This window comes from Streptomyces sp. R-74717 (assembly GCF_047305335.1).
GTDB classification, from domain to species: Bacteria; Actinomycetota; Actinomycetes; order Streptomycetales; family Streptomycetaceae; genus Streptomyces; species Streptomyces atratus.
The window spans coordinates 2,973,337-2,998,483 of record NZ_CP102361.1 but is presented as its reverse complement, the minus strand read 5'-3'; the positions used below and the strand labels follow the sequence as shown (position 1 = coordinate 2,998,483).

Below are 25,147 nucleotides of genomic sequence, written 5' to 3'. Positions count from 1 at the left end.
CCTCGGCCTACCGTTTCGCCGACAACCGGGCGAGTGCCTCGGCGGCCTCGTCCACCGTGTCGACGAGCGCGATACGGGACTCCATCGGCCGGCTGCCGGCCAGCGCGCGCAGCAGTGGCCACGCGGGCAGCTCCCTCGTCCAGTGCGCGCGGCCGACCAGCACCATCGGGGTCGGCCTGCCGCGGGAGCCGTAGTAGTTCGGCGTCGCGTTGTCGAAGATCTCCTGTACGGTGCCGGCCGCGCCCGGCAGGAAGATCACGCCCGCCGTGGAGCGGGCGAGCAGCCCGTCCTCGCGCAGCGCGTTGGCGAAGTACTTGGCGATGTGGTCCGCGAACGGGTTCGGCGGCTCATGTCCGTAGAACCAGGTGGGGATCGAGACCGAGCCGCCGCCCGGCCAGCGCTCCCGTACGGCGAAGGCGGCCAGCGCCCAGTCGGTGACCGACGGGGTGAACGAGGGGGTGCCGGCCAGGAGTTCGCAGGCCTTGTCCAGCATCGGATCGGGGTGCGGCGCCGCGTACGCCCCGAGATTCGCGGCCTCCATCGCGCCCGGCCCGCCACCGGTGGCCACCGTCAGTCCGCTCCGGGCCAGCGTCCGGCCCAGCCGGGCCGCCGCCGCGTACTCCGCGCTGCCGCGGGCCGTCGTATGGCCGCCCATCACCCCGACGACAAAGGCGCCGGCGAGGTGTTCGTCCAGCGCGTCGGAGACCGCGTCGTCGTGGAGCGCACGCAGCATCGACGCGAAGGTGTCGCCGCTCGCCCGGGTCTCCTGGAACCAGCGGTACGCGCGGGCATCGGGCGTCGCCGCGTAGCCGCCGTCCGCCAGCCCTTCGTAGAGCGCGTCGGGGGAGTAGAGCAGGCCGCGGTATGGATCGAAGGGCAGTCCGGGCACCGGCGGGAAGACGAACGCACCGTCGGCCCGTACCTTCGCCGCCGTTCCGGGCGCCATCAGGCAGCCGAGGAAGACGGCACCGGCCGTATCGGCGGCCAGCAGGGCGGCTTCCCGGTCCGTCAGGTCGACGGACTGGACCCGGTGTCCGGCCAGCCTCCCGGAGGCGACCACCGCGTCGAAATCGGCGAGCGACTCGATCTCCGGGCCGGGTACGGGATTGCTGTCGTCCGGGTTGTCCACGTTGTCATGCTACGTAGCGGCCGAGGTGCACGGGCGTGGCCGGGACGCGGCGTCCTCAGGCCGTCAGCGGCAGCGCCGCCAGCTCGGCGACCAGCCAGGTCAACGGGGCGAAGACGACCAGCAGCGCGGCGGCGCGCAGGGCCGTCGCGGCCCACAGCACCGAGGCCGGGGCACCCAGCCGCAGCAGCGCCCGTGCCGTCCGGGTGCGGTCCTGCCTCGCCTCCAGCGCCGAGGTCAGCAGCGTCGCGGACGTACAGCCGAGGACGAGCACCGCGCCCAGTGCTGTGAGCGGGCCGAAGGGGCGCGGCCCCGTCCCGTGCAGCGCGTAGGCGGCGATCACCGCGGAGAGCACCGCACAGACCACACCGAGCGGCCCGCCGATCCGGCGCGCCTCGCCCATCAGCACCCGGCCGGCCAGCAGCCGTACGGCGCCGGGGCGCACCGCCTGGAGCAGCCGCCCGCAGAGATATGCCAGGCCGGGTCCGGCCATGGCCAGGCCGATCGCCGTCAGCGCCCACCCTGCCAGCACTCCGGCCGGGGTGGCGTCGAACCGGCCGGGGAGCGGGAGCAGGCTGCGCCCGTCGCCGCGGCTCAGGTACGCCTCTACGGCGAGGCCGGCCGCGATCAGCGCCACCCCCCACGGCAGCCCGGTCGAGGGCGTCGCCGAAGTGGGTGGCCGGTCCTCCGGTACCTCGTCCGGGACCGTCGCCGAGACCGGCCGGGCGCGCAGCGCCAGCCCGCTCGCCGTGGCCGCGGCCACCGGGACCAGGGCCAGCAGCAGGAGTACGGCCGCGAGCGGCAGCGGGGCGTCCGCGTCGAGCAGCCCTGCCGCCGCACCGTCGAACGGCAGCCCGGACAGATCGCCGCGCAGATGCAGGAAGAACAGCAGCGCCACCATCGACCCGAGGGTGCAGGAGACGGCTGTGGAGACCGCGGCGAGCACCGTGAGCCTGACCGGCCCGAGGCCCACGGCGGACAGCCCGGAGCGTGGCCGGGTACTCGGGTCCGTACGGGCTACCGCGACCGCGAACTGCACGGTGGCGGCGAGCGGTACGAAGCACCACAGCAGCCGCAGCACGGCCGCGGCGGAGTGCGCCGGGTGCCCCGATGCGTAGCCCAGGGCGCACAGCAGCAGGAAGCCGACCCCGGCGGAGGCGGCCGCGACCAGCAGCCGTCGCATCAGGACCAGCGGATGGGTACCCCGGGCTAGACGGAGAGCGAGCACGCCGCCCTGCCCTCCGCATCGGATACGCCGGGCAGGGCGACGGTGGCGACGGGGCGGCCGTCCAGCAACGGGACCATACGGTCGGCGAGGGCGGCGATTTCCGCGTCATGAGTGGCGAGCACGACCGTGATGCCGTGCGAGCGGGCCGCGCTGGTGAGAGTGCGCAGCACATGCGCCCGGTCGGTGCGGTGCAGGGTCGCGGTCGGCTCGTCGGCGAAGATCACCGAGGGGGAGGCGGCCAGCGCGCGGGCCACGGCGATCCGCTGGCGCTGCCCCTGGGGCAGCGTGTGCGGTCGCTTCTTGGCGCACACGCCGATGTCCAGCCGCTCCAGCCACTCCAGCCCGGTCTTCTTCGCCTCCCGGCGCGAGACGCCGCGCAGCAGCAGCGGAAGAGCCACGTTCTCCCAGGCGTTCAACTCCGGTACGAGCTGGGGCTCGGGGGCGATCCAGCCGAACTTGTCGCGCCGCAGCCGTTCGCGCAAGCGGGGGCCCATGGTGTGGACGGGGACGCTGTTGAACCACACCTCGCCCTGCTGGGGCACCAGTTGACCGGAAAGGCAGTGCAGCAGGGTCGTCTTGCCGCTGCCCCTGGGGCCGGTCACGGCGAGGATCTCGCCGTCGTGGACACCCACGGAGACGCCGGCGAGTGCGGGTGAGCCGTTGTGGGAGTGGTGCAGGGAACGCGCCCAGATCACGTCGTTGTCCGGCGGGGCCACCATGGCGTACACCTCGGTTCAGATCGCATGTCCCGTCCCCCTTACGGGGGAACGAAGAGGGGGCCGATCGGTCACTCGGCACCGTAAGGATTCGAACCGCGGTGTGGGCACAGCACACGGCCCGGGTGCGCTTCATCCCACTCGAATGGGCGCATCCGGGCCGTGTGGACCGTATGAAATGACCGCTGGAGGGCGGTCGAGCGGTGGTCAACCGGTGGTCAAGCCGCAGGGCCGTCCGGCCGATCACGGCCGGACGGATCCTGGCCCGTCGGGTGGACGGGCGGACAGGGCGATCGGCTGCCCGGTCCGTGGCCGGTCAGCCGATCGAACGGCCGGTCAGAGCTTGGTCCACGCCTCGGTGAGGACGGTGCGCAGAATGCCCTCGATCTCGTCGAACGTCGACTGGTCGGAGACCAGCGGCGGCGCGAGCTGGACGACCGGGTCGCCGCGGTCGTCGGCCCGGCAGTACAGGCCGTTGTCGTACAGCGCCTTGGAGAGGAAGCCGTACAGGACGCGCTCGGTCTCCTCGTCGGTGAAGGTCTCCTTGGTGGCCTTGTCCTTCACCAGCTCGATGCCGTAGAAGAAGCCGTTGCCGCGGACGTCGCCGACGATCGGCAGGTCGAGCAGCTTCTGCAGCGTCGTGTAGAAGGCGTTCTCGTTGTCCAGGACGTGCTGATTGAGGCCCTCGCGCTCGAAGATGTCGAGGTTGGCGAGGCCGACCGCCGCGGAGACCGGGTGGCCACCGAAGGTGTAGCCGTGCAGGAAGGTGTTGTCACCCTCGTAGAACGGCGCGGCGATGCGGTCCGAGACGATGCAGGCACCGATCGGGGAGTAGCCCGAGGTCATGCCCTTGGCGCAGGTGATCATGTCCGGCACGTAGCCGAACTTGTCGCAGGCGAACATCGTGCCGAGACGGCCGAAGGCGCAGATGACCTCGTCGGAGACGAGCAGCACGTCGTACTTGTCGCAGATCTCGCGCACGCGCTGGAAGTATCCGGGCGGCGGCGGGAAGCAGCCGCCTGCGTTCTGCACCGGCTCCAGGAAGACCGCGGCGACGGTGTCCGGGCCCTCGAAGAGGATCTCCTGCTCGATCTGGTCGGCGGCCCAGCGACCGAAGGCCTCCGGGTCGTCGCCGTGGATCGGGGCACGGTAGATGTTCGTGTTCGGCACCTTGTGCGCGCCGGGGACCAGCGGCTCGAAGGGGGCCTTGAGGGCCGGCAGGCCGGTGATCGACAGGGCGCCCTGCGGGGTGCCGTGGTAAGCGACCGCACGCGAGATGACCTTGTACTTGGTCGGCTTGCCCTGGAGCTTGAAGTACTGCTTGGCCAGCTTCCAGGCGGTCTCCACGGCCTCGCCGCCACCAGTGGTGAAGAAGACCTTGTTGAGGTCGCCCGGCGCGTAGTCGGCGAGGCGCTCGGCCAGCTCGACGGCCTTCGGGTGGGCGTAGGACCACACCGGGAAGAAGCCCAGCTCCTGGCCCTGCTTGTACGCCGCCTCGGCGAGCTCGTGACGGCCGTGACCGGCGTTGACCACGAACAGGCCGGACAGGCCGTCGAGGTAGCGCTTGCCCTGGTCGTCGTAGATGTAGGTGCCCTCGCCACGCACGATGGTGGGAACGGGCGCGTTCTCGTAGTCCGACATGCGGGTGAAATGCATCCACAGGTGGTCGTACGCGGTTCGGCTGAGGTCCTTGCTCACGGCTATCGGGTTCCCCACATATAGGTCTGCTTCTTGAGCTTCAGGTACACAAAGCTCTCGGTGGAGCGCACACCGGGGATGGCCCGGATGCGTTTGTTGATCGTTTCCAGCAGGTGGTCGTCGTCCTCGCAGACGATCTCCACCATCAGGTCGAAGGAGCCCGCGGTCATCACCACGTACTCGCACTCGGCCATGGCCGACAGCGCCTCGGCGACGGGATCGAGGTCGCCTTCGACATTGATGCCGACCATCGCCTGCCGTCGGAATCCCACGGTGAGCGGGTCCGTGACGGCGACGATCTGCATCACGCCCTGGTCGAGCAGCTTCTGGACGCGCTGCCGCACGGCCGCCTCGGAGAGGCCGACGGCCTTGCCGATCGCGGCGTACGGACGACGCCCGTCCTCCTGGAGCTGCTCGATGATTGCGAGGGATACGGCATCGACCGCTGGGGACGATCCGTTCCCGGTCCTGGAGTCTGCGCTGCGACTGGCCACGCATCCACTGTGCACCGGGACTCGTCGGTCTGGCAACCCCAGATCGATGAAATTCGTTGTCTGGGGGTCTCAATCTCACTGAATCCGAAGTTCACGGCGGTTGGGCATGTCGAAAGCGATACCTGAGCGACTAGGCTGGGCATCTCATCCATTGGACGTGTCGACAGGAGGGGTGGTTGTGACCACCGAGGTGCGCCGTCTGCGCAACTACATCAACGGAGAGTTCCGGGACGCCGCTGACGGGCGGACCATCGACGTGGTCAACCCGGCGACGGAAGAGGTCTACGCGACCTCGCCGCTCTCCGGCCAGGCCGATGTCGATGCCGCGATGGACGCCGCCGCGGCCGCTTTCCCCGCCTGGCGCGACGCCACGCCCGCCGAGCGCCAGAAGGCCCTGCTGAAGATCGCGGACGCCTTCGAGGAGCGCGCCGAGGACCTCATCGCCGCCGAGTCGGAGAACACGGGCAAGCCGATCGAGCTCACCCGCACCGAAGAGATCCCGCCGATGGTGGACCAGATCCGCTTCTTCGCGGGTGCCGCGCGGATGCTCGAAGGCCGCTCGGCCGGCGAGTACATGGAGGGCCTCACCTCGATCATCCGCCGCGAGCCGGTCGGCGTCTGCGCGCAGGTCGCGCCGTGGAACTACCCGATGATGATGGCCGTCTGGAAGTTCGCCCCGGCGCTCGCCGCGGGCAACACCGTCGTCATCAAGCCGTCCGACACCACCCCGGCGTCCACCGTGCTGATCGCCGAGATCATCGGCCAGATCCTCCCCAAGGGTGTCTTCAACGTCATCTGCGGCGACCGCGACACCGGCCGCGCGATGGTCGAGCACCCGACCCCGGCGATGGCCTCCATCACCGGTTCGGTACGGGCCGGCATGCAGGTCGCCGAGTCCGCCGCCAAGGACGTCAAGCGGGTGCACCTGGAGCTCGGTGGCAAGGCCCCGGTCGTCGTGTTCGAGGACACCGACATCGCCAAGGCCGTCGAGGGCATCTCCGTCGCGGGCTTCTTCAACGCGGGCCAGGACTGTACGGCCGCGACCCGCGTCCTGGTCCACGAGTCCATCCACGACGAGTTCGTCACCGCCCTCGCCAAGGCCGCCGCCGACACCAAGACGGGGCAGCCGGACGACGAGGACGTGCTGTACGGCCCGCTCAACAACGCCAACCAGCTGAAGCAGGTCAGCGGCTTCATCGAGCGGCTCCCCGCCCACGCCAAGGTCGAGGCGGGCGGCCACCGGGTCGGCGAGAAGGGGTACTTCTACGCCCCGACCGTCGTCTCCGGCCTCCAGCAGGACGACGAGATCATCCAGAACGAGGTCTTCGGCCCGGTCATCACCGTCCAGAAGTTCACGGACGAGGCCCAGGCCGTCGCGTACGCCAACGGTGTCGAGTACGCCCTGGCCTCCTCGGTGTGGACCAAGGACCACTCCCGCGCCATGCGGATGTCCAAGAACCTCGACTTCGGCTGCGTGTGGATCAACACCCACATTCCGCTCGTCGCCGAGATGCCGCACGGCGGGTTCAAGAAGTCCGGCTACGGCAAGGACCTCTCCGCGTACGGCTTCGAGGACTACACCCGCATCAAGCACGTCATGACCTCGCTCGACGGCTGATCCGTCGTCAGCTGCGGTGTGCGGCCCCGGGCATGAGCCCGGGGCCGTTTCTGTTCGGTATCGACGGCGGCACCGGCGACGGCATCGACAGGGTGTGCGGACGGAGCGTGCGCCGCTGGACGGTTGGTCCATTGTCTGCGCCGTCGCCGACCGGCATTCTGCGCAGGTGCGAGCAACCCCGAAGAACCCCATGTCCCGCCGGTCCCTGCTGCGCGCCTTCGGGGCCACAGCGGCCGGTGTCACGCTGGCCGGCTGCGGAGTGCCCGCCGCCTATGTGGGGCCCGGTGACCGCGCCGGACGCGACACATCGGCGCGTGACCGCTCCCTGCACTTCGCGAACTGGCCCCTGTACATCGACACCGATGACGAGGACACGTCGAAGCGGCCCACGCTCGACGCGTTCAGCAAGCGGACCGGGATCTCCGTCACGTACACCGAGGAGATCAACGACAACGACGAGTTCTTCGGGAAGATCAGCCCGGCCCTGATGAACCACCAGGAGACCGGCCGGGATCTGATCGTCATGAGCGACTGGATGGCCGCCCGGTTCGTACGGCTCGGCTGGGTCCAGGAGATGAACCGGGCCGAGCAGCCCAACGTCGCCAAGTACCTGGATCCGCAGCTGCGCTCGCCCGCCTTCGACAAGGGCCGGACGCACAGCGTCCCCTGGCAGTCCGGGATCACCGGCATCGCGTACAACCGCAAGAAGCTCGGCCGCGAGATCAAGCACCTGAGCGATCTGTGGGCGGACGACCTGCGCGGCAAGGTCACGCTGCTGTCCGGGCTCGACGAATCCTTGGCCCTTCTGATGCAGGGCAACGGCGTCGACGTCACCCGCTGGAAGCGGGACGACTTCTACGAGGTGTGCGACCAGGTGGAGAAGCTGGTGAAGAAGAGGCACATCCGCCGCTTCACCGGCAACGATTACATCAAGGACCTGTCGACCGGCGATGTGCTCGCATGCCAGGCCTACTCCGGCGATGTCATCCAGCTCCAGGCGGACAACCCGGAGATCGAGTTCGTGGTGCCCGAGGAGGGCGCCGAACTCTGGGCGGAGTCCCTCATGATCCCCAACCTCGCCCGCCACAAGCGCAACGCCGAGAAGCTCATCGACTACTACTACGAGCCGGAGGTGGCCGCGGAGCTGGCGACCTGGGTCAATTACGTCTGCCCCGTCCCGGCCGCCCGCGAGGTGCTGGCCTCCTCCAAGGACGAGGAGGCCGCCGCGCTCGCCGAGGACCCGCTGATCTTCCCCGACGACACCATGCGCAAACGGCTGGCGATCGCCCGGGACATCACCTCGGAGGAGCGCACCGAGTTCGCCAAGAAGTGGAACTCCATCGTCGGCTTGTGAAGCCCTGCCAGAGGTGACGAAAAGAGCCGGTAAACCCCGGCGTACGCTGCGGACATGAGCGAGCGACGCGCCCTGCAGAGGCGTATACGCGTGTGGTTGGTCGTCTTCATCGTCTGTCTGGTACTGAGTGGGCTGACCGCCTTCCCGCTCGTCCACGAACTCCGCTGGGCCGAGGAGCTGCTGAGCTCCTCGGCCTCGCCCGTCCCCGAGCACTTCCCGGCCCTGATGGAGTGGATCACCCGGGTCCGCACCGGTCTCGACGAGGCCGACGCGAAGTACCCCTTCGTGCTGTACGGCACCGACTGGCTGGCCTTCGCGCACCTCGTCATCGCGGTCGCCTTCTACGGCCCCTACCGAGACCCGGTCCGCAACATCTGGGTCATCGAGTTCGGCATGATCGCCTGCGCCGGGATCATCCCGCTCGCGCTGATCTGCGGACCGATCCGCGACATTCCCTTCTGGTGGTCGGTCATCGACATGTCGTTCGGCGTTTTCGGGGTGATCCCGCTGCTGGTCGTGCACCGCAAGATCAAGCGGCTGGAGGCCATGGAGCGGGCACCGCAGCCGGTGCCCGCCCCGGCGGCCGCGCCGGCGGTCTGAGTCAGCCGGACGACGGGGCGCCGAAGGCGGCCACCACGATGTTCATCGCCGTGGGATTCATGCCCTCACCCTTCGCGTCCGTCGCGTTGACGCTGTAGACGAGGGTCCGGGAGAGATCACGAGTGGCCGCAATGGCCGTGTTGTAGCCCCAGCGGCCACCCGTCTTGCCCCAGACCTCGCGCCCGCCCAGCTTCATCACCGACAGACCCACGCTGAACGCGGCAGGGCCGCCCGTGCCGTACTCGCGCACCGACGCGCCGGGCAGCGTGAACATCTCCTCCAGCAGCGGACCGCCCACCACCTGCCCGCGGAACAGCGCCCGGGTGAAGTGCTCCAGGTCGGCGGTGGTGGAGATCAGATCACCCGCCGCCCAGGCGTCCGTCGCCCCCCACACCGACACATCGCGCAGCTCGCCGGTCCCGTCGGTCCCGGTGAAGATCTGGTAGCCGTGGTTGTACGGGCCGCGGATCGTCGGGTCGGTGCCGGGGAAGTACGTGTCCTTCAGGTGCAGAGGCTTCAGGATGCGGCGGGAGACCTCGGCCGCGTAGGTGTGGCCGGTGACCTTCTCGATCAGAAGGCCCGCCACGGTGTAGCCGATGTTGGCGTAGTGCTGCTGCGTACCGGGCGCGAAGTCCGGCTCGTGGGACGTGGCTTCGCGTACCGTGTCCGCCGCGTCGTGCAGATCGAAGCGGTGCGCGTACCACTCGTCCAGGGTGTCGCCGCCGGAGCCGACGGACGGGATGCCGCTGGTGTGGTTCAGCAGCTGGCGCACCGTGACCTTCCGATAGCTCGCCGGGATCAGCTCCGGCAGATAGTGCCGGGCCGGGCGGTTCAGGTCGAGCTTCCCCTCGCCTGCCAACTGGAGCGCGACGGCGGCAGTGAAGACCTTGGTGACCGAACCGGCCCGGAAGCGGGCGTCCCGGTCCGCCGGACGGTTGGACTCCAGGTCGTGGACGCCGGAACTGCCCCGCCAGTTGCCGTCGCTGCCCGCGACCCGTACGAGTGCGGCCGTGGCGTCGGCCTTCGGCAGCCCGGCGATCGCGGCACGCAGGGCCTTCGCGTCCAGGGCCTCGGCGTCCGGCGCCTCCTGGATGGTCGTGGCGGCGGCCACCGGAGCGCGGGCTGCCGCGAGCGCCGGTCCGGCCGGGACGGCGGCGATGCCGAGGACCAGAGCGGCGGCGATGACGGTACGGGTAGCGCGGGTGTTCATGTCCGGTGCCTCCTGGGCGTGGGATCCGTAACTGCTGCTGGACTCCATCCTGTTGATCCGCAGGCCCCGGCGGATCACCCGGCCGAGCGGTCCTCGGCATGAGCTCCTCTCACCTGTGCGGGGGAGACGGGGGCGCTTGTCCCTCCGGAGAGGGAGTCACGACACCGCATTCGTACGCGCAGATCACCGCCTGGATCCGGTCGCGCAGGCCCAGCTTGGACAGCACATTGCCGACATGGGTCTTCACCGTGTGCTCGCTGACGACCAGCGCGGCCGCGATCTCCGCGTTCGACAGCCCGCGGGCCAGATGCAGCAGCGTCTCGTGCTCCCGGGCGGTCAGTACGTCCAGGCGCGCCGACGGTCCCACGGCCGAGGCGGCCGGGCGCGAGGTGTACTCCTCGATCAGCCGCCGCGCCACCGACGGCGCCAGCAGCGAGTCTCCGGCCGCCACCACCCGTACCGCGTGCACCAGGTCGTCGCGGCGCACGTCCTTGAGCAGGAAACCGCTCGCGCCCGCGTGCAGAGCCTCGTAGACGTACTCGTCCGAGTCGAACGTGGTCAGCATGACCGTCCGGCAGCCGGTCTCGGCGTTGATGGTGCGGCAGGCCTCGATGCCGTCCGTGCCGGGCATCCGGATGTCGAGCAGCGCCACCTCGGGGCCCAGCCGCCGCACCGCGTCGACCGCCGCGGCCCCGTCGCCCGCCTCGGCGACCACCTCGATGTCCGGCTGCGCGTCCAGGATCATCGCGAAGCCGCTGCGTACCAGCTCCTGGTCGTCGGCCACCACCACGCGGATCGTCAACTTCCCACTCCTGTCTGTGTCCGGGGCTGCGTCTGTGCCGGGGTGTGGGTCTGCGGAATCGTCACCCGGACCCGGAACCCCCGGCCGCCCGGGCCCGGGCCGGTGCCGGCCGTGCCGCCGTGTGCGGCGGCACGTTCCCCGATGCCGATCAGACCCATGCCTGCGCCGCCCGCGGAACCGCACCCGTCATCGGTGACCGTGACGATCAACGCCTTCGTCCCGTAATCCAGTTGAACGGAGACCGTGTCGGCGGCGGCATGTTTGACCACGTTTGTCAGGGCCTCCTGCACGATCCGGTAGACGGTGGCCTCGACAGCCAGGCCGAGCGGGCGGGCCGGGCCCGTGACCTCGTACGAGATCTCCAGACCGCTGCCGCGTACCCGCTCGACCAGTCCGGGCAGTTCGTCCAGTACGGGCTGAGGCTCGCGCGGCGCGCCCGGCACGCTCTCGTTCTCGCGCAGTACGCCGAGCATCCGGCGCAGCTGCACCATGGCGTCCCGCCCCGTCTCCGAGATCGCGTCGAACGCCGCCTCGGCACGCTCCGGTGCCGTGCGCACCGCCACCGGGCCGGCCTCCGCCTGCACGATCATCAGGCTCACCGCATGGGACAGGATGTCGTGCATCTCCCGGGCGATCCGGGCCCGTTCGCGCGCCGCGGCCTGCTCGGCCTCGATGCGGTGCGTCAGCTCCAGCTGACGGGCCCGGTCCTCCACCGCACGCAGATAGGCCTTGCGCGTCACGGCGAGCCGGCCGAAGGCGTAGGCCGCGGCGAACACGAAGAGGGAGAAGAGCAGTTCCCTGATGTCGTTGCTGTCGAGCCCGACCGAGCACAGCACCGCCAGTGTCGTGAGCACGGCGATCCCGGTCCGCTTCGGCGGCGAGGAGAGTTCGGCCACCGTGTAGAACGCCACGAGGCCGGTGTACGGAAGCGGCTGGCCCGGCCCGTCGACCGTGAACTTGTACAGACCGCCGGCCGCGAGCACGGCGATGAGGACCATGACCGGTGCCCGGCGGCGGGCGACCAGCGGCAGCACCATCAGGGTCGTCAGCCCGTACGCCGTCCACGTGGCGTCGGGCAGCTCCGGGGCGCGCGGCACGACGAACGGCATGGTCATGGCCGCCTGTACCAGCAGAGCGATGAGGAGGTCGACGGCGCGGGGACCGGCCCCGAGCACCCTCGTTCCGATGTCCCGTATCCGCATCGGGCGGCGCTGTCAGCGCTTCCGCGCCACTGCGCCGAACTGGGCGACCTCGGCCGTGCCGGAGCCCGGGGCGGCGCGCCAGCGCGCGCACGAGACGATACCCGGCTCGACGAGGTCGAGCCCGCTCAGGAACGCGGCGAACTCGGCGCGGCTGCGCGCGGTGATCGGCGGGGTGGCGTTCTCGTTCCAGAACCGCATCGCCGCCTCGTTGCCCTCGCCGCCCAGCTCCAGCGTGGGGTGGGTGAGTACCAGATGGCTGCCGGACGGCACCGCGTCCATCAGCGTCCTGACGATGCGCTGCGCCTCGTCCGTGTCGAGGACGAAGTTGAGGATGCCGAGCAGCATGACCGCGACCGGCTTCTTCAGGTCCAGCGTCGGTTCGACGGCCCGCAGGATCCGCTCCGGGTGGCGCGCGTCCGCCTCGATGTACTCGGTCGCGCCCTCCGGCGAGCTGGTGAGCAGCGCGCGGGCGTGCACCAGCACGGTCGGGTCGTTGTCGACGTACACGATGCGGGAGTCGGGAGCGGTGTGCTGGGCGACCTCGTGCGTGTTGCCTGCGGTCGGCAGGCCGGTGCCTATGTCGAGGAACTGGCCGATCCCCGCGTCACCGGCGAGATACCGGACGGCCCGCCCCAGAAACGCCCGGTCGGCGCGCGCCACTTCGCCGATGCTCGGATACATGCCGGTGACCTGGTCGCCGACAGCGCGGTCCACGGGATAGTTGTCCTTGCCACCGAGCCAGTAGTTCCAGACCCGCGCGTTGTGGGCGATGTCGGAACGGATGCGGTCGTTGAGAGGGGTGGTGCGGGCTTCGGTCACGTCTCTGCTCCTCTGGCTCCCGGCCTGGCATCACGGCGGATGCGGCGCTGTCCATGATGCCGGACCGATCAAGTGGAGCCGTTGGCCGAAGAGTTGGTGAGGACCCTCTGCAGGGCGTCGACCCGGTTGGTGGTGATCGAGTCGACACCCTGCCGGACGAGGCGGCGCATGGTGCGCTTGGTGTCGGCCGTCCAGGCGGAGACCAGCAGTCCGTCCCGGTGGAGACGGTCCGTCATCTCCCGGTCCACCAGGCCGAACCGGTAGTTCAGCCACCTCGGCCTCACCGCGTCGAGCAGCGCGGCACGTGGTGGCGCGAGTGTCGTCCAGGTCAGGGCGATCTCCGCGGACGGGTCGGCGGCGCGCACCCGCAGCATGGCATCCGGGCCCGCGCAGTAGTACGCCCGCTCACCGGCCCCGCACCCGCGCACCTCGCCGACGATCCTGCGTACCGAATCATCGGTGGAGCCGGGCAGATCGACCATGACGCGGTGCGTCCCGGCGGCGAGCAGCGCGTCGCGCAGCGTGGGCACACCGCCCCCGGTCAGCTCGGTGAGCTCCTCGTGGGTCAGTCGGTCGAGACGCACGTCATGGCCCCACAGCCGCTCCAGCGTGGAGTCGTGCAGCAGGACCGGTACACCGTCGCGGGTGACTCGCACATCGACCTCGACCGCGTCCGCCCCCCGTTCGAGGGCGGAGCGGATCGAGGGCAGCGTGTTCTCGCGGACACGGTATGGATCGCCGCGATGGGCTACGGCGGTGACAGTGGTGGCCATGGGGTCATTGTGGCCACCGGGGTCAGCGGCCGGTGCGCTCCAGCCAGTTCGTCGTGTACGTGTCGATCTCGGCGGCCAGCGTCCGCTTGCCGGCCGCGTCGAGGTACGACGCCTCGACCGCGTTCTTCGCCAGCGTCGCGAGACCCCGCTCGTCCAGACCGAGGAGACGGGCGGCCACCCCGTACTCGTTGTTGAGGTCCGTGCCGAACATCGGCGGGTCGTCGCTGTTGATGGTGACCAGGACGCCCGCCTGCACCATCTCCCTGACCGGGTGCTGCTCGATGTCGGCCACCGCGCGGGTCGCGATGTTCGAGGTCGGGCAGACCTCCAGCGGGATGCGGCGCTCGGCGAGGTGGGCCAGCAGCTTCGGGTCCTGGACGGAGTTGGTGCCGTGGCCGATGCGCTCGGCGCGCAGATGGGTCAGCGCGTCCCAGACGGTCTGCGGCCCGGTGGTCTCCCCCGCGTGCGGCACGGAGTGCAGGCCCTCGGCGATCGCCCGGTCGAAGTAGGGCTTGAACTGCGGGCGCTCCACACCGATCTCCGGGCCGCCGAGCCCGAACGAGACGAGCCCCTCGGGACGCAGGTCCACGGCGAGCCGGGTGGTCTCCTCGGCTGCTTCGAGCCCGGCCTCGCCGGGAATGTCGAAGCACCAGCGCAGAACGACCCCGAGCTCGGCCTCGGCGGCCTTGCGGGCGTCCTCTATCGCCTCCATGAACCCCTGCTCCGGGATGCCGCGCCGGGTCGAGCTGAACGGGGTGACGGTCAGCTCCGCGTATCGGATGTTCTGCCGGGCCATGTCACGGGCGACCTCGAAGGTCAGCAGCCGTACGTCCTCCGGGGTGCGGATCAGGTCCACGACGGAGAGATACACGTCGATGAAGTGGCTGAAGTCCGTGAACGTGAAGTAGTCGGCCAGTGCCTCGGGGGCGGTGGGGACCTTGGAGTCGGGGTGGCGCGCGGCCAGCTCGGCGACGATACGGGGCGAGGCGGACCCGACGTGGTGGACATGCAGTTCCGCCTTGGGCAGCCCCGCGATGAAGGGGTGCAGATCGGTCATCGGTTACTCCGGGGGCGTGGGACGGTTCGGGTGCCGGGCGCGGTCGGCCGGGCAGGGGACGGGGATCATCGTAGGCCGGGTCCTGCCGGACGGTGGTGGGCCGTAGCATGACGGGATCACGATGGGGGAGGCCCATGTCAGACAACACAGAGCAGCCCGCGGGCGGGGCCGCGCCGCGCGATCCGTGGGCTCCGCCGGACAGCAGGGTGCCGCTGGAGAAGCCGGCCGGTGATCCCCGGCCGCCTGCTGTGCACGATCAGCCGACGGCGACCTCGATGCCGAGTGTGGGGAACGGTCCCGCGCCGGCCACGGGACCGGGGTTCGGTGTGGGAGGGCAGGCCGGGCCGGTGTCCGGCTCCGGGGCCGGGTTCGGCCCCGGGGAGGTACCGCCGCCACCGATCGCACCGAACGGACCGGGGCAGCAGGTCCCGCCGGCCGCGGGGCAGTACGGCTACCCTGCCGCGCCGGCCCCGCAGTACGGCAGCTACCCGGGGTACACCGGCTACAACCAGGCACCCTGGGGCGGAACCACGCCGTCCAACGGCATGGGTACCGCAGCCATGGTGCTCGGCATCCTGGCCGTCTGTCTGTTCTGCATCTACGGGATACCCAGTCTGATCCTTGGGGCACTCGCCCTGATCTTCGGCATCCTGGGCCGCAAGCGGGTGCAGCGCGGTGAGGCGACCAACAGCGGTCAGGCGCTCGCCGGGATCATCATGGGGTCCATCGGCATCGTTTTTGGTGTGGCGATCATCAGCTTCTTCATCTGGCTGTTCGTCACCCACGCCGATGAATTCGACGACAACACGTACAACGACGACCCGTACTCCACGTCTCTGGTCGTCGACGTCGCGCGATAGCCGACGTCGAGCGCCGGTGCCGGAACCCCTGCGGTGCCGGTGCCGTATCCCACCCGATGGCCGGGCGGGCCGGGCTCCGGCCCGCCCGGCCATCGGTCATCCCGGCCGCCTCATGGAGCGCGCAGCTCCGCCCGCGCGTCCATCAGCGCGAACCCCAGCAGATTCAGCCCCCGCCAGGTCGCCGGATTCTCCGCACGCGGGTCGTCCGCCGCCAGCCCGATCCCCCAGATCCGGTCCATCGGGCTCGCCTCGACCAGCACCCGGTCCCCGGTGTTCAGCAGGAACTCCCGCAGCTCCGGTGCCTGGGCGAACTTGTGGACGCTGCCGGCCACCACCAGTGCGTACCGCTCGCGCTCCCATACCGTCTCGTCGAAACCGCGGACCAGCCGGCCGACCTTCTTCGCCTGGGCCGGGCTCTTCGCCGACACGGCCTCGGCCTCCGACTCCGCGTCGCCGAAGAGCCGCGCCTTGGCGGCCATCATCCAGTGCTCGGCCGACGCATACGTCACCCCGTCGACCGTGAAGGGCGCAGGCCACCACTGACTGAGACAGCTCGCACCGATGCTGCCGTCGGGCCGCGGGCGATGCCCCCAGAAGTGCAGATACTTCACCTTCTCGCCGCGCCCGGTCCGAGCCAGGAGATCGTGCATGTGTTCCATGACACGCGAGTCTGGCATCCGCCACTGACACTCCGTACGGGGAATTCCGCAACAACGCGACACATGGTCGACAGATTCCGTCGCGTAACCAAAAGGCAACAACGGAATCACTTGTTGGGGTCGATCCACTCTGTCAGGATCGGCACTCAAATCGAGCAGAAGCTACGCCGCCCCCGTGCTCCGGGGACTGCGGCGGAGGAGAGCGTCATGGGCAACGGCATCCAGGTGCGGGACCGCTTCGCGGACGGCGCACAATTCATCGGCGGAAAGCTGCGGTCCGGTACATCGGGACGTCATCACGAGGTGGTGAACCCGGCGACGGGCGAGACCGTCTACACCTACGAACTGGCGGGCACCGCCGATGTCGACGCGGCCGTCGCCGCCGCACGCGAGGCGTTCCCCGGCTGGTCGGGTGCGACTCCGGCGGAGCGGGCCGAGGCGATGCACCGCTTCGCCGCCGTCCTCGCCGGGCAGGCCGACGACTTCGCCTACGTCGAGTCCCTCCAGTGCGGCAAGCCGATCAAGCTCTCCACCGAGTTCGACGTGCCCGGCACCGTCGACAACACCTCCTTCTTCGCGGGCGCCGCCCGCCATCTGGAGGGCAAGTCGGCCGCCGAGTACGACGGCGACCACACCTCCTACGTACGCCGTGAGGCGATCGGCGTCGTCGGCTCCATCGCGCCCTGGAACTACCCGCTCCAGATGGCCGCCTGGAAGATCCTCCCGGCCATCGCCGCGGGAAACACGATCGTGCTGAAGCCCGCCGAGATCACCCCGCTGACCTCGCTGATGTTCGCCCAGGCGGCCACGGAGGCGGGCATCCCGGACGGTGTGATCAACATCGTCACCGGGGCGGGCAAGGAGGCCGGCGAGCATCTCGTCGGCCACCCGGACGTCGTCATGACCTCATTCACCGGCTCCACCGCCGTCGGCAAGCGGGTCGCGGAGATCGCCACCTCCACCGTCAAGCGCCTCCACCTCGAACTCGGCGGCAAGGCTCCCTTCGTGGTCTTCGACGACGCCGACCTCGAAGCCGCGGTCCACGGCGCGGTCGCCGGAGCGCTCATCAACACCGGCCAGGACTGCACCGCCGCCACCCGCGCCTATGTCCAGCGCCCGCTTTACGACGCCTTCGTGCAGGGCGTCGCCGAGCTGATGGAAACCGTCCGGCTCGGCGACCCCTTCGACCCGTCGACCGACCTCGGCCCGCTGATCAGCCACGCCCAGCGGGACCGGGTCGCCGGATTCGTCGAGCGAGCCCGCGGCTACGCCACCGTCGTGACCGGCGGCGAGGCCCCCGACGGCGAACTGGCGGCCGGTGCCTACTACCGGCCGACCCTGGTCGCCGGTGCTGCCCAGGACAGCGAGATCGTCCAGTCGGAGATCTTCGGCCCGGTCCTGGTCGTGCTGCCCTTCGACACCGACGACGAGGGCATCCGCCTCGCCAACGACACCCCGTACGGACTCGCCGCCTCCGCCTGGAGCCGCGACCTGTACCGGGCGAACCGCGCCACCCGCGAGATCAAGGCTGGCTGCGTCTGGATCAACGACCACATTCCGATCATCAGCGAGATGCCGCACGGCGGATACAAGGCCAGCGGCTTCGGCAAGGACATGTCGTCGTACTCCTTCGAGGAGTACACGCAGGTCAAGCACGTCATGTACGACAACACCGCGGTCGCCCGGAAGGACTGGCACCGCACGATCTTCGGAGACCGATAACCCGGCCGACCCCGGCCACACACACCCGAAAGGGCAACGCGCATGGAGCAGTACGAGCCCGAGCGTCTCTCCGCGGTCCAACTGGCCGCGATGCGACGCAGTCTGACCGGCGGCCGGGGCGCCCTGACCCGCCGATCGCTGCTGCGCGCCTCCGGCATGGGGGCGCTCGCGATCGGCGGTCTCGGCACGCTGAGCGCCTGCGGCATCCCGCCGGCGAAGCGGGAGGGGGACGCCGCGGCGGCCTCCGACGACCACTCGGCCGAGGAGAAGCAGATCAACTTCTCCAACTGGACCGAGTACATGGACGTCAGCGATGACGAGAAGCACCGGCCCACCCTGGAGGCGTTCACGAAGCGCACCGGGATCAAGGTCAAGTACACCGAGGACATCAACGACAACGTCGAGTTCTTCGGCAAGATAAAGCCGCAGCTCGCCGCGGGACAGGACACCGGCCGCGACCTCGTCATCGTCACCGACTGGCTGGCCGCCCGCATCATCCGGCTCGGCTGGGCCCAGAAACTCGACCCGGTGAACCTGCCGCACGCCTTCGCCAACCTCTCGGCCCAGTTCCGCACCCCCGACTGGGACCCGGGCCGCGCCTACTCATACCCCTGGACCGGCATCCCCACCGTCATCGCGTACAACTCCAAGGCGACCGACGGCCGCAAGGTCGACTCCATCACGCAGCTGCTCGACGACCCCGCGCTCAAGGGAAGGGTCGGGTTCCTCTCCGAAATGCGTGACTCCGTCGGCATGACCCTGCTCGACATGGGCAAGGACCCGGGCTCGTTCACGGACGCCGACTACGACGCCGCGATCGGCCGGATCCAGAAGGGCGTCGACAAGAAGCAGATCCGCCGCTTCACCGGCAACGACTACACCGCGGACCTCGACAAGGGCGACATCGCCGCCTGCGTCGCCTGGGCCGGCGACATCATCCAGCTCCAGGCCGGAAACCCGGACATCAAGTACGCCATCCCGGCCGCCGGTTACATCACGTCGAGCGACAACATGCTGGTCCCCGCCAAGGCACGGCACAAGACCAACGCCGAGAAGCTCATGGACTACTACTACGAGCCGCCGGTCGCCGCCCAGCTCGCCGCGTACATCAACTATGTCTGCCCGGTCGACGGTGTCCGTGAGGAACTCTCCAAGATCGACAAGGACATGGCCTCCAACGCACTGATCCTTCCCGACAAGGAGATGGCGGCCCGCTCGCACTCCTTCCGCTCGCTGACAAGCAAGGAAGAGACGGCGTACGAAGAGAAGTTCGCCAAGCTCATCGGCGCCTGACCGCCGCGCCTCTGCCCCCTCACCCGAACTCCCCCTGATACCACTGGGACCGCGACCCATGACACAGCAGCAGACAGGCGGCGACGTCCGCCTCACCGGGATCAGCAAGACGTACGGCTCCTTCGCCGCCGTCAAGCCGCTCGATCTGACCGTCCCGCAGGGCTCCTTCTTCGCGCTGCTCGGCGCGTCCGGCTGCGGCAAGACCACCACCCTGCGGATGATCGCGGGCCTGGAGGAGGCGACCACCGGCACCGTCTCGCTGGGCGGCCGGGACATCACCGACCTGCCCCCGTACAAGCGGCCCGTCAACACGGTCTTCCAGAGCTATGCGCTCTTCCCGCACCTCGACATCTCCGAGAACGTCGCCTTCGGTCTGCGCCGGCGCGGCATCAAGTCGGTGAAGAAGCAGGTCGACGAGATGCTGGAGCTCGTCCAGCTCGGCGACTTCGCCAAGCGCAAGCCGCACCAGCTCTCCGGCGGCCAGCAGCAGCGCGTCGCCGTCGCCCGCGCCCTGATCAACCACCCGCAGGTGCTCCTCCTCGACGAGCCGCTCGGCGCCCTCGACCTCAAGCTGCGCCGCCAGATGCAGCTGGAGCTCAAGCGCATCCAGACCGAGGTCGGCATCACGTTCATCCATGTCACCCACGACCAGGAGGAGGCCATGACCATGGCCGACACCGTCGCGGTGATGAACGGCGGCCGGGTCGAGCAGCTCGGTGCCCCCGCCGATCTGTACGAGAACCCGAAGACGACCTTCGTCGCCAACTTCCTCGGCACGTCCAACCTCATCGAGGGCGAGATCGTCTCCGCGGGCACGGACATCGTCGTGGCGGCCGGCGGCGGAAAGCTGCGGCTGCCCACCGAGCGATGTTCGGCCCCGACCGCCAACGGCGGCAAGCTGCTGCTCGGCGTACGCCCGGAGAAGATCTCGCTCGCGCACGCCGACGACGCGGACGCGATAGCCGACGGCCGCAACCGGGTCACCGGCCGGATCGTCGATTCCAGCTTCATCGGAGTGTCCACGCAGTACGTGGTGGAGAGCCCGGCGGGCAAGGCGCTGCAGGTGTACGAGCAGAACATCGAGCGTGATGCCCGGCTCGCCCCCGGGGCCGAGGTCGTCCTGCACTGGAACCCGGCACACACCTTCGGCCTGGACGCCGCCCAGGACATCGACGCCGGTGTGGAGACGGTGGAGGACGCGGCGTGACCGTCACCAAGGAGGCGCCACCCGCCGCGCCCGTCGCAGAGCTGAAGGTGCGCAAGGCCTCCACCCGCAAGCGCCTCGTCCCCTACTGGCTGCTGCTCCCCGGCATCCTGTGGCTGGTCGTCTTCTTCGCGCTGCCGCTGGTCTACCAGGCGTCGACCTCCGTACAGACGGGATCCCTGGAGAAGGGGTTCGAGGTCACCTGGCACTTCCAGACCTACTGGGACGCGCTGAAGGACTACTACCCGCAGTTCATCCGGTCCCTGCTGTACGCGGGCACCGCCACGATCCTGTGCCTGCTGCTCGGCTACCCGCTCGCGTACCTCATCGCCTTCAAGGCGGGCCGCTGGCGCAATGTCGTCCTGGTGCTGGTCATCGCGCCGTTCTTCACCAGCTTCCTGATCCGTACGCTCGCCTGGAAGACGATCCTCGCGGACGGCGGCGCGGTCGTCGACGTACTGAACACGCTGCACATCCTGGACGTCACCAGTTGGCTCGGCTGGACCGAGTCGAACCGGGTGCTGGCCACGCCGATGGCGGTGGTCTGCGGTCTCACGTACAACTTCCTGCCGTTCATGATCCTGCCGCTCTACACCTCGCTGGAGCGGATCGACGGCAGGCTGCACGAGGCGGCCGGCGATCTGTACGCCACCCCCGCCACCACCTTCCGCAAGGTGACCTTCCCGCTCTCCATGCCGGGTGTCGTCTCCGGAACGCTGCTGACCTTCATTCCGGCCAGCGGTGACTACGTCAACGCGGAACTGCTGGGATCCACCGACACCAAGATGGTCGGCAGCGTCATCCAGACCCAGTTCCTGCGCGTCCTCGACTATCCGACGGCGGCCGCGCTCTCCTTCATCCTCATGGCGGTCGTCCTGATCATGGTCACCGTCTACATCCGCCGCTCCGGGACGGAGGACCTGGTCTGATGCCCGTACTGCGCTGGATTCGCCGGAATCTGATCGTCATCGCGGGTCTGCTGACCCTCGCCTACATGATCCTTCCGAACGTCGTCGTGATGGTGTTCTCGTTCAACAAGCCGAACGGCCGCTTCAACTACGCCTGGCAGCGGTTCTCGCTGGACGCCTGGAAGGACCCCTGCGGTGTCGCCGACATGTGCGGCTCGCTCTCCCTCTCCCTCCAGATCGCCACGTGGGCGACGGTCGGTGCGACCGTCCTGGGCACGATGATCTCCTTCGCGCTGGTCCGTTACCGCTTCCGGGCGCGCGGCGCGATCAACTCCCTGATCTTCCTGCCGATGGCGATGCCCGAGGTCGTCATGGCCGCCTCGCTGCTCACGCTCTTCCTCAACATGGGCGCACAGCTGGGCTTCTGGACGATCCTCATCGCGCACATCATGTTCTGCCTGAGCTTCGTCGTGACGGCCGTCAAGGCGCGTGTGATGTCGATGGACCCGCGGCTGGAGGAGGCGGCCCGCGATCTGTACGCGGGACCCGTGCAGACCTTCCTGCGGGTGACGCTGCCGATCGCCGCCCCCGGAATCGCGGCGGGAGCGCTGCTCGCCTTCGCGCTCTCCTTCGACGATTTCATCATCACCAATTTCAACGCGGGCTCCACCGTGACCTTCCCCATGTTCGTCTGGGGATCGGCACAGCGCGGCACGCCCGTGCAGATCAACGTCATCGGTACGGCGATGTTCATCATTGCTGTGCTGGTGGTTGTCGCCGGCCAGCTGATCGCGAACCGGCGGAAGAACAACGCACGATAGAAAGCCCTGAAGGAGTTGGAAACCATGGCCCCAGTTGCCATGCGTACTGCTGCACAATCACTTGCCGACGCCAAGCCGGTCTCGTTCTGGCTCGACGACCCCGGCAAGCCCGAAGCGCTGCCCGCGCTCACCGGTGACGAGCACTGCGATCTCCTCGTCATCGGCGGCGGCTACAGCGGACTGTGGACCGCGCTGATCGCCAAGGAACGCGACCCGGAGCGGGACGTCGTACTGATCGAGGGGCACGAGGTGGGCTGGGCCGCCTCGGGCCGCAACGGCGGATTCTGCGCCGCCTCTCTCACCCATGGCCTGCCCAACGGCCTGGAGCGCTGGCCGGACGAGATCAGGAAGCTGGAGGAGCTGGGCGAGCGGAACCTCGACGCCATCGAGGCCGCCGTCGCCCGCTACTCCATCGACTGCGAATTCGAGCGCACCGGCGAAATCGATGTCGCCACCGAACCCCACCAGCTCGAAGAACTTCTCGAATGGCACCAGGAGACCGAAAAGCTCGGCTTCACGGGTGTGGAATTCCTGGACCGGGATGCACTGCGCGCCGAGGTCGACTCGCCCACTTTCCTGGGTGGGCTCTGGGACCGGAACGGGGTCGCCATGCTGCATCCCGCCAAACTGGCCTGGGGCCTGAAGCGGGCCTGTCTCGACCTCGGGGTGCGTATGTATGAGCACACCCGGGGCCTCGAACTGGCCAGGTCCACCACGGGAATGGCGGTCCGCACGCCGTACGGGAGGGTCTTCGCGCGCCGTGTCGCCCTCGGCACGAACATCTTCCCTTCGCTGGTCAAGCGGGTACGCCCGTACACCGTGCCGGTCTACGACTACGCGCTGATGACCGAGCCTCTCACCGCCGACCAGCTCGCCTCGATCGGCTGGAAGAACCGGCAGGGACTGGGCGACAGCGCCAATCAGTTCCACTACTTCCGGATGTCGGCCGACAACCGGATTCTGTGGGGCGGATATGACGCGATCTATCCGTACGGGGGCCGGCTGAGCGCCGATCTCGATCAGCGCCCGGAGACCTTCCTCAAGCTCGCGGGTCAGTTCTTCGACTGTTTCCCGCAGTTGGCCGGGGTCCAATTCAGTCATGCCTGGGGCGGGGCGATCGACACCTGTTCCCGCTTTTCCGCATTCTTCGGTACGGCCCATCAGGGCCGGGTTGCCTATGCTGCCGGATATACCGGACTCGGTGTCGGAGCCACCCGGTTCGGGGCCGATGTGATGCTCGATCTGCTGGCGGGCGAACAGAATGAGCGGACCGCTCTGGAAATGGTCCGCAGCAAGCCGATGCCGTTCCCGCCGGAGCCCTTCGCCTGGGCCGGGATCGAGCTCACCAAGCGGTCCCTGGCCAGGGCGGACAGCAATGGCGGGCACCGCAATCTCTGGCTGCGGACGATGGACCGGCTGGGGCTCGGCTTCGACAGCTGAGCGCGGCGGACCCCCGCCCTGAGGGGCGTGATCCAGTTCACTGCCGACCCGTAGCCCGAACCCGCGTAATGGAAAAGGACCCACTCCCGCTCACCACAACTCACTTCAGTGCAGCAAACCGGCAGCAGCTCGCAACCCCTCATCTTCCGTGTGAACCGGCCATGCATGGCCGGTTCACACGGAATGGAGGCCGGTCATGGCCGGCGCGGGGGTCGGAGCAGCAGTCGAGTGGCTCACATCGGTGGCACCGGAGCCGGACGCCTGCCGGCGGGAGTGGGAGCGCAATCCCCAGGGGGTCGCGCTCCTTCCCGCCGGCCGGCACTGGGACGTACTGATTCCTCCGGGGGAGCTGGGCTGTCCCACGCTCGATGTGCTCACCCGGCCCGGACGGCCGGATCTGAGACGCTGGACCTCATGTTGCCGACCTGCCCCGACCCGCAGACCGGGAGTGCGCCCGCCCCACGGGTCGCCGAGCGACCGGAACCCCTCCGTCTCTCCCTTCGCGTGTTCCTTCTGGTGTGCGGCCTGTTGGTCCTCCCCTTCACGCTGATCACCTGGCAGGTGGCCACCGATGGCCCTCTCCTGGGCGTGGACGAACGGGTCAGCCATGCGCTGATCCATCCGGACCGGGTATCCGAGTTGCTCTCCGACCTCGGTAATGGTCAGGTCGCTGTGCCCTTGCTGGCGCTGGTCGCGGTGTACGTCGCCTGGCGGGGCCGTGCCACCGGGACGGGCCGCTGGTGGCTGCCGCCGCTCGTTGCGGCCGTACTCATGGCCCTGGTGCCGGCGATCATCGTGCCCCTGAAGGAGTGGACCGGCCGCCACGGCACCCCGGTCATGCCGCCGGGAGGCGACTACTACCCCTCCGGGCACACCGCCACCGCCGCCGTCGCGTACGGCTCCGCGGCCCTGCTCCTCCTGCCCTGGCTCCGTTCAGCCCGCACCCGCCTCACACTCCTCGCCGCCTGTGCCGCCCTGGTCCTCGGCGTCTCCTTCGGGCTGGTCCGACGGGGCTACCACTGGCCGCTGGACGTGGTGGCCAGTTGGTTCCTGTGCGGGCTGCTGCTCCTGCCGCTGGGCCTCAGCTGCCGAAGCAGGCGTCGAAGTTCTTCGAGAACTCCCCGCTGTTGAATGGGTCCCGGTTGATCGACCACGTCATCAGTCCGCGCAGCCCCGGCCACGTCCCGTGGGTGGCGTACGAGCCGCAGTCGGTCTTCTTCGTCAGGCAGTTCAGCGCCTCGGTGACCTCGGCGGGCGTGGTGTAGCCGTTGCCTGCCTGGGTGGAGGCCGGCAGACCGATGGAGACCTGGTCGGGACGGAGCCCGGGGAAGACCTTGGGAGCCGTCCGGCGGGATCAGCCGGCGCACCCCGCCCGCGGCCCTCCGCCCCGGGTACGGCACGACTGTCCAGGTCCCTCGCCCCGCTCCCCGTACACCGGTGCCGACCCAGCGGGTGACGGTGCCCGGCGGCACGAAGAAGCCCATGCGGGCATCGCCGAAACCGGAGAGAACCGGCCCGGGGCGGTCGATGAGGCGGGTCGGCC

The 25,147-nt window shown here is 69.4% G+C and carries 23 protein-coding genes and 3 pseudogenes; 12 read left to right on the top strand and 14 right to left on the bottom strand.

Features of this window, described 5'->3' with window-relative positions; genetic code table 11:
* Positions 1 to 7 precede the first annotated feature (7 nt).
* The 5 genes from NRF20_RS13350 to NRF20_RS13330 all read right to left on the bottom strand — a co-directional run bounded on the left by NRF20_RS13350 (position 8) and on the right by NRF20_RS13330 (position 5,262).
* A complete protein-coding gene (locus tag NRF20_RS13350; RefSeq protein ID WP_266357471.1) occupies positions 8 to 1,129 on the bottom strand; it encodes an LOG family protein in 1,122 nt (373 codons plus the stop codon).
* A 55-nt stretch (positions 1,130 to 1,184) separates the two neighbouring features.
* Positions 1,185 to 2,354, bottom strand: coding sequence for a hypothetical protein (locus tag NRF20_RS13345; RefSeq protein WP_398630271.1), 1,170 nt, complete (start codon positions 2,352 to 2,354; stop codon positions 1,185 to 1,187).
* A complete protein-coding gene (locus NRF20_RS13340; protein ID WP_398630270.1) occupies positions 2,336 to 3,073 on the bottom strand; it encodes an ABC transporter ATP-binding protein in 738 nt (245 codons plus the stop codon). Before NRF20_RS13340 ends, NRF20_RS13345 begins: the two co-directional genes overlap by 19 nt.
* Before the next feature lie 333 nt (positions 3,074 to 3,406).
* A complete protein-coding gene (locus NRF20_RS13335) occupies positions 3,407 to 4,786 on the bottom strand; it encodes an aspartate aminotransferase family protein (protein ID WP_266357465.1) in 1,380 nt (459 codons plus the stop codon).
* Positions 4,771 to 5,262 carry an Lrp/AsnC family transcriptional regulator gene (locus NRF20_RS13330; RefSeq protein ID WP_030928325.1) on the bottom strand — a complete coding sequence of 164 codons (492 nt, stop codon included), beginning with the start codon at positions 5,260 to 5,262 and terminating at the stop codon, positions 4,771 to 4,773. The genes NRF20_RS13335 and NRF20_RS13330 overlap by 16 nt, the downstream gene beginning before the upstream one ends.
* A gap of 178 nt (positions 5,263 to 5,440) precedes the next feature.
* Here NRF20_RS13330 and NRF20_RS13325 point away from each other — a divergent pair, with 178 nt between their 5' ends.
* The 3 genes from NRF20_RS13325 (at position 5,441) to NRF20_RS13315 (ending at position 8,834) form a co-directional block, all read left to right on the top strand.
* Positions 5,441 to 6,880, top strand: a complete 1,440-nt coding sequence (locus NRF20_RS13325; RefSeq protein WP_266357463.1) for a gamma-aminobutyraldehyde dehydrogenase — start codon at positions 5,441 to 5,443, stop codon at positions 6,878 to 6,880.
* Between the two features lie 190 nt (positions 6,881 to 7,070).
* Positions 7,071 to 8,234, top strand: a complete 1,164-nt coding sequence (locus tag NRF20_RS13320) for an ABC transporter substrate-binding protein (RefSeq protein WP_413754561.1) — start codon at positions 7,071 to 7,073, stop codon at positions 8,232 to 8,234.
* A gap of 54 nt (positions 8,235 to 8,288) precedes the next feature.
* Entirely contained in the window at positions 8,289 to 8,834 is a 546-nt protein-coding gene (locus tag NRF20_RS13315; RefSeq protein ID WP_413752626.1) for a hypothetical protein, read from the top strand.
* A gap of 1 nt (position 8,835) precedes the next feature.
* Here NRF20_RS13315 and NRF20_RS13310 read toward each other — a convergent pair whose 3' ends face one another.
* From NRF20_RS13310 to NRF20_RS13285, 6 genes are all read right to left on the bottom strand, one after another.
* Complete coding sequence (locus tag NRF20_RS13310) at positions 8,836 to 10,044, bottom strand: serine hydrolase domain-containing protein (protein ID WP_398630268.1); 1,209 nt, start codon at positions 10,042 to 10,044, stop codon at positions 8,836 to 8,838.
* Between the two features lie 109 nt (positions 10,045 to 10,153).
* Positions 10,154 to 10,846: a response regulator gene (locus NRF20_RS13305; protein ID WP_266357456.1), complete on the bottom strand. Its 693-nt coding sequence runs from the start codon at positions 10,844 to 10,846 to the stop codon at positions 10,154 to 10,156.
* A complete protein-coding gene (locus NRF20_RS13300) occupies positions 10,843 to 12,048 on the bottom strand; it encodes a sensor histidine kinase (RefSeq protein ID WP_413752625.1) in 1,206 nt (401 codons plus the stop codon). Before NRF20_RS13300 ends, NRF20_RS13305 begins: the two co-directional genes overlap by 4 nt.
* Positions 12,049 to 12,060: 12 nt before the next feature.
* A complete protein-coding gene (locus tag NRF20_RS13295; RefSeq protein WP_398630266.1) occupies positions 12,061 to 12,867 on the bottom strand; it encodes an SAM-dependent methyltransferase in 807 nt (268 codons plus the stop codon).
* Positions 12,868 to 12,935: 68 nt separating this feature from the next.
* A complete protein-coding gene (locus tag NRF20_RS13290) occupies positions 12,936 to 13,640 on the bottom strand; it encodes a glycerophosphodiester phosphodiesterase (RefSeq protein ID WP_398630265.1) in 705 nt (234 codons plus the stop codon).
* Between the two features lie 22 nt (positions 13,641 to 13,662).
* Positions 13,663 to 14,697 carry an adenosine deaminase gene (locus NRF20_RS13285; protein WP_413752624.1) on the bottom strand — a complete coding sequence of 345 codons (1,035 nt, stop codon included), beginning with the start codon at positions 14,695 to 14,697 and terminating at the stop codon, positions 13,663 to 13,665.
* A 134-nt stretch (positions 14,698 to 14,831) separates the two neighbouring features.
* Here NRF20_RS13285 and NRF20_RS13280 point away from each other — a divergent pair, with 134 nt between their 5' ends.
* Positions 14,832 to 15,557: a DUF4190 domain-containing protein gene (locus NRF20_RS13280; protein WP_413752623.1), complete on the top strand. Its 726-nt coding sequence runs from the start codon at positions 14,832 to 14,834 to the stop codon at positions 15,555 to 15,557.
* A 110-nt stretch (positions 15,558 to 15,667) separates the two neighbouring features.
* On the opposite strand, the gene NRF20_RS13275 is transcribed toward NRF20_RS13280, so the two are convergent.
* Complete coding sequence (locus tag NRF20_RS13275; protein ID WP_398630419.1) at positions 15,668 to 16,207, bottom strand: NADAR family protein; 540 nt, start codon at positions 16,205 to 16,207, stop codon at positions 15,668 to 15,670.
* A gap of 216 nt (positions 16,208 to 16,423) precedes the next feature.
* On the opposite strand from NRF20_RS13275, the gene NRF20_RS13270 reads away from it, so the two are divergent.
* The 8 genes and pseudogenes from NRF20_RS13270 (at position 16,424) to NRF20_RS13235 (ending at position 24,735) form a co-directional block, all read left to right on the top strand.
* On the top strand, positions 16,424 to 17,938 hold the full coding sequence (locus NRF20_RS13270) for a gamma-aminobutyraldehyde dehydrogenase (RefSeq protein WP_266357449.1): 1,515 nt from the start codon (positions 16,424 to 16,426) through the stop codon (positions 17,936 to 17,938).
* 42 nt (positions 17,939 to 17,980) lie between these two features.
* Entirely contained in the window at positions 17,981 to 19,231 is a 1,251-nt protein-coding gene (locus NRF20_RS13265; protein ID WP_398630262.1) for a PotD/PotF family extracellular solute-binding protein, read from the top strand.
* 58 nt (positions 19,232 to 19,289) lie between these two features.
* Positions 19,290 to 20,438, top strand: a complete 1,149-nt coding sequence (locus NRF20_RS13260; RefSeq protein ID WP_266357446.1) for an ABC transporter ATP-binding protein — start codon at positions 19,290 to 19,292, stop codon at positions 20,436 to 20,438.
* On the top strand, positions 20,435 to 21,364 hold the full coding sequence (locus tag NRF20_RS13255) for an ABC transporter permease (RefSeq protein WP_266357445.1): 930 nt from the start codon (positions 20,435 to 20,437) through the stop codon (positions 21,362 to 21,364). Before NRF20_RS13260 ends, NRF20_RS13255 begins: the two co-directional genes overlap by 4 nt.
* On the top strand, positions 21,364 to 22,164 hold the full coding sequence (locus NRF20_RS13250; protein WP_413752622.1) for an ABC transporter permease: 801 nt from the start codon (positions 21,364 to 21,366) through the stop codon (positions 22,162 to 22,164). Before NRF20_RS13255 ends, NRF20_RS13250 begins: the two co-directional genes overlap by 1 nt.
* Positions 22,165 to 22,188: 24 nt before the next feature.
* Positions 22,189 to 23,604: an NAD(P)/FAD-dependent oxidoreductase gene (locus tag NRF20_RS13245; protein ID WP_398630260.1), complete on the top strand. Its 1,416-nt coding sequence runs from the start codon at positions 22,189 to 22,191 to the stop codon at positions 23,602 to 23,604.
* Positions 23,605 to 23,800: 196 nt separating this feature from the next.
* Positions 23,801 to 23,986, top strand: a pseudogene (locus NRF20_RS13240) (hypothetical protein); the annotation flags it as partial.
* A 32-nt stretch (positions 23,987 to 24,018) separates the two neighbouring features.
* Positions 24,019 to 24,735 (top strand): phosphatase PAP2 family protein, encoded by a 717-nt coding sequence (locus NRF20_RS13235; RefSeq protein WP_413752621.1) that lies wholly within the window; start codon positions 24,019 to 24,021, stop codon positions 24,733 to 24,735.
* Here NRF20_RS13235 and NRF20_RS13230 read toward each other — a convergent pair.
* Positions 24,686 to 24,940, bottom strand: a pseudogene (locus tag NRF20_RS13230) (chitinase); the annotation flags it as partial. The gene NRF20_RS13235 and the pseudogene NRF20_RS13230 sit on opposite strands and share 50 nt — an antisense overlap.
* A pseudogene (locus NRF20_RS13225) lies at positions 24,924 to 25,142 on the bottom strand (hypothetical protein); the annotation flags it as partial. The pseudogenes NRF20_RS13230 and NRF20_RS13225, both read right to left, overlap by 17 nt.
* Between the last annotated feature and the right edge of the window lie 5 nt (positions 25,143 to 25,147).

Excerpts from the sequence above, each read along its gene's own strand:
- NRF20_RS13260 (WP_266357446.1), top strand. The coding sequence starts at position 19,290 with ATGACACAGCAGCAGACAGGCGGCGACGTCCGCCTCACCGGGATCAGC.
- NRF20_RS13265 (WP_398630262.1), top strand. The coding sequence starts at position 17,981 with ATGGAGCAGTACGAGCCCGAGCGTCTCTCCGCGGTCCAACTGGCCGCG.
- NRF20_RS13315 (WP_413752626.1), top strand. The coding sequence starts at position 8,289 with ATGAGCGAGCGACGCGCCCTGCAGAGGCGTATACGCGTGTGGTTGGTC.
- NRF20_RS13270 (WP_266357449.1), top strand. The coding sequence starts at position 16,424 with ATGGGCAACGGCATCCAGGTGCGGGACCGCTTCGCGGACGGCGCACAA.
- NRF20_RS13290 (WP_398630265.1), bottom strand. The coding sequence starts at position 13,640 with ATGGCCACCACTGTCACCGCCGTAGCCCATCGCGGCGATCCATACCGT.
- NRF20_RS13340 (WP_398630270.1), bottom strand. The coding sequence starts at position 3,073 with ATGGTGGCCCCGCCGGACAACGACGTGATCTGGGCGCGTTCCCTGCAC.
- NRF20_RS13280 (WP_413752623.1), top strand. The coding sequence starts at position 14,832 with ATGTCAGACAACACAGAGCAGCCCGCGGGCGGGGCCGCGCCGCGCGAT.
- NRF20_RS13250 (WP_413752622.1), top strand. The coding sequence starts at position 21,364 with ATGCCCGTACTGCGCTGGATTCGCCGGAATCTGATCGTCATCGCGGGT.
- NRF20_RS13235 (WP_413752621.1), top strand. The coding sequence starts at position 24,019 with ATGTTGCCGACCTGCCCCGACCCGCAGACCGGGAGTGCGCCCGCCCCA.
- NRF20_RS13275 (WP_398630419.1), bottom strand. The coding sequence starts at position 16,207 with ATGCACGATCTCCTGGCTCGGACCGGGCGCGGCGAGAAGGTGAAGTAT.
- NRF20_RS13245 (WP_398630260.1), top strand. The coding sequence starts at position 22,189 with ATGGCCCCAGTTGCCATGCGTACTGCTGCACAATCACTTGCCGACGCC.
- NRF20_RS13300 (WP_413752625.1), bottom strand. The coding sequence starts at position 12,048 with ATGCGGATACGGGACATCGGAACGAGGGTGCTCGGGGCCGGTCCCCGC.
- NRF20_RS13310 (WP_398630268.1), bottom strand. The coding sequence starts at position 10,044 with ATGAACACCCGCGCTACCCGTACCGTCATCGCCGCCGCTCTGGTCCTC.
- NRF20_RS13285 (WP_413752624.1), bottom strand. The coding sequence starts at position 14,697 with ATGACCGATCTGCACCCCTTCATCGCGGGGCTGCCCAAGGCGGAACTG.
- NRF20_RS13320 (WP_413754561.1), top strand. The coding sequence starts at position 7,071 with ATGTCCCGCCGGTCCCTGCTGCGCGCCTTCGGGGCCACAGCGGCCGGT.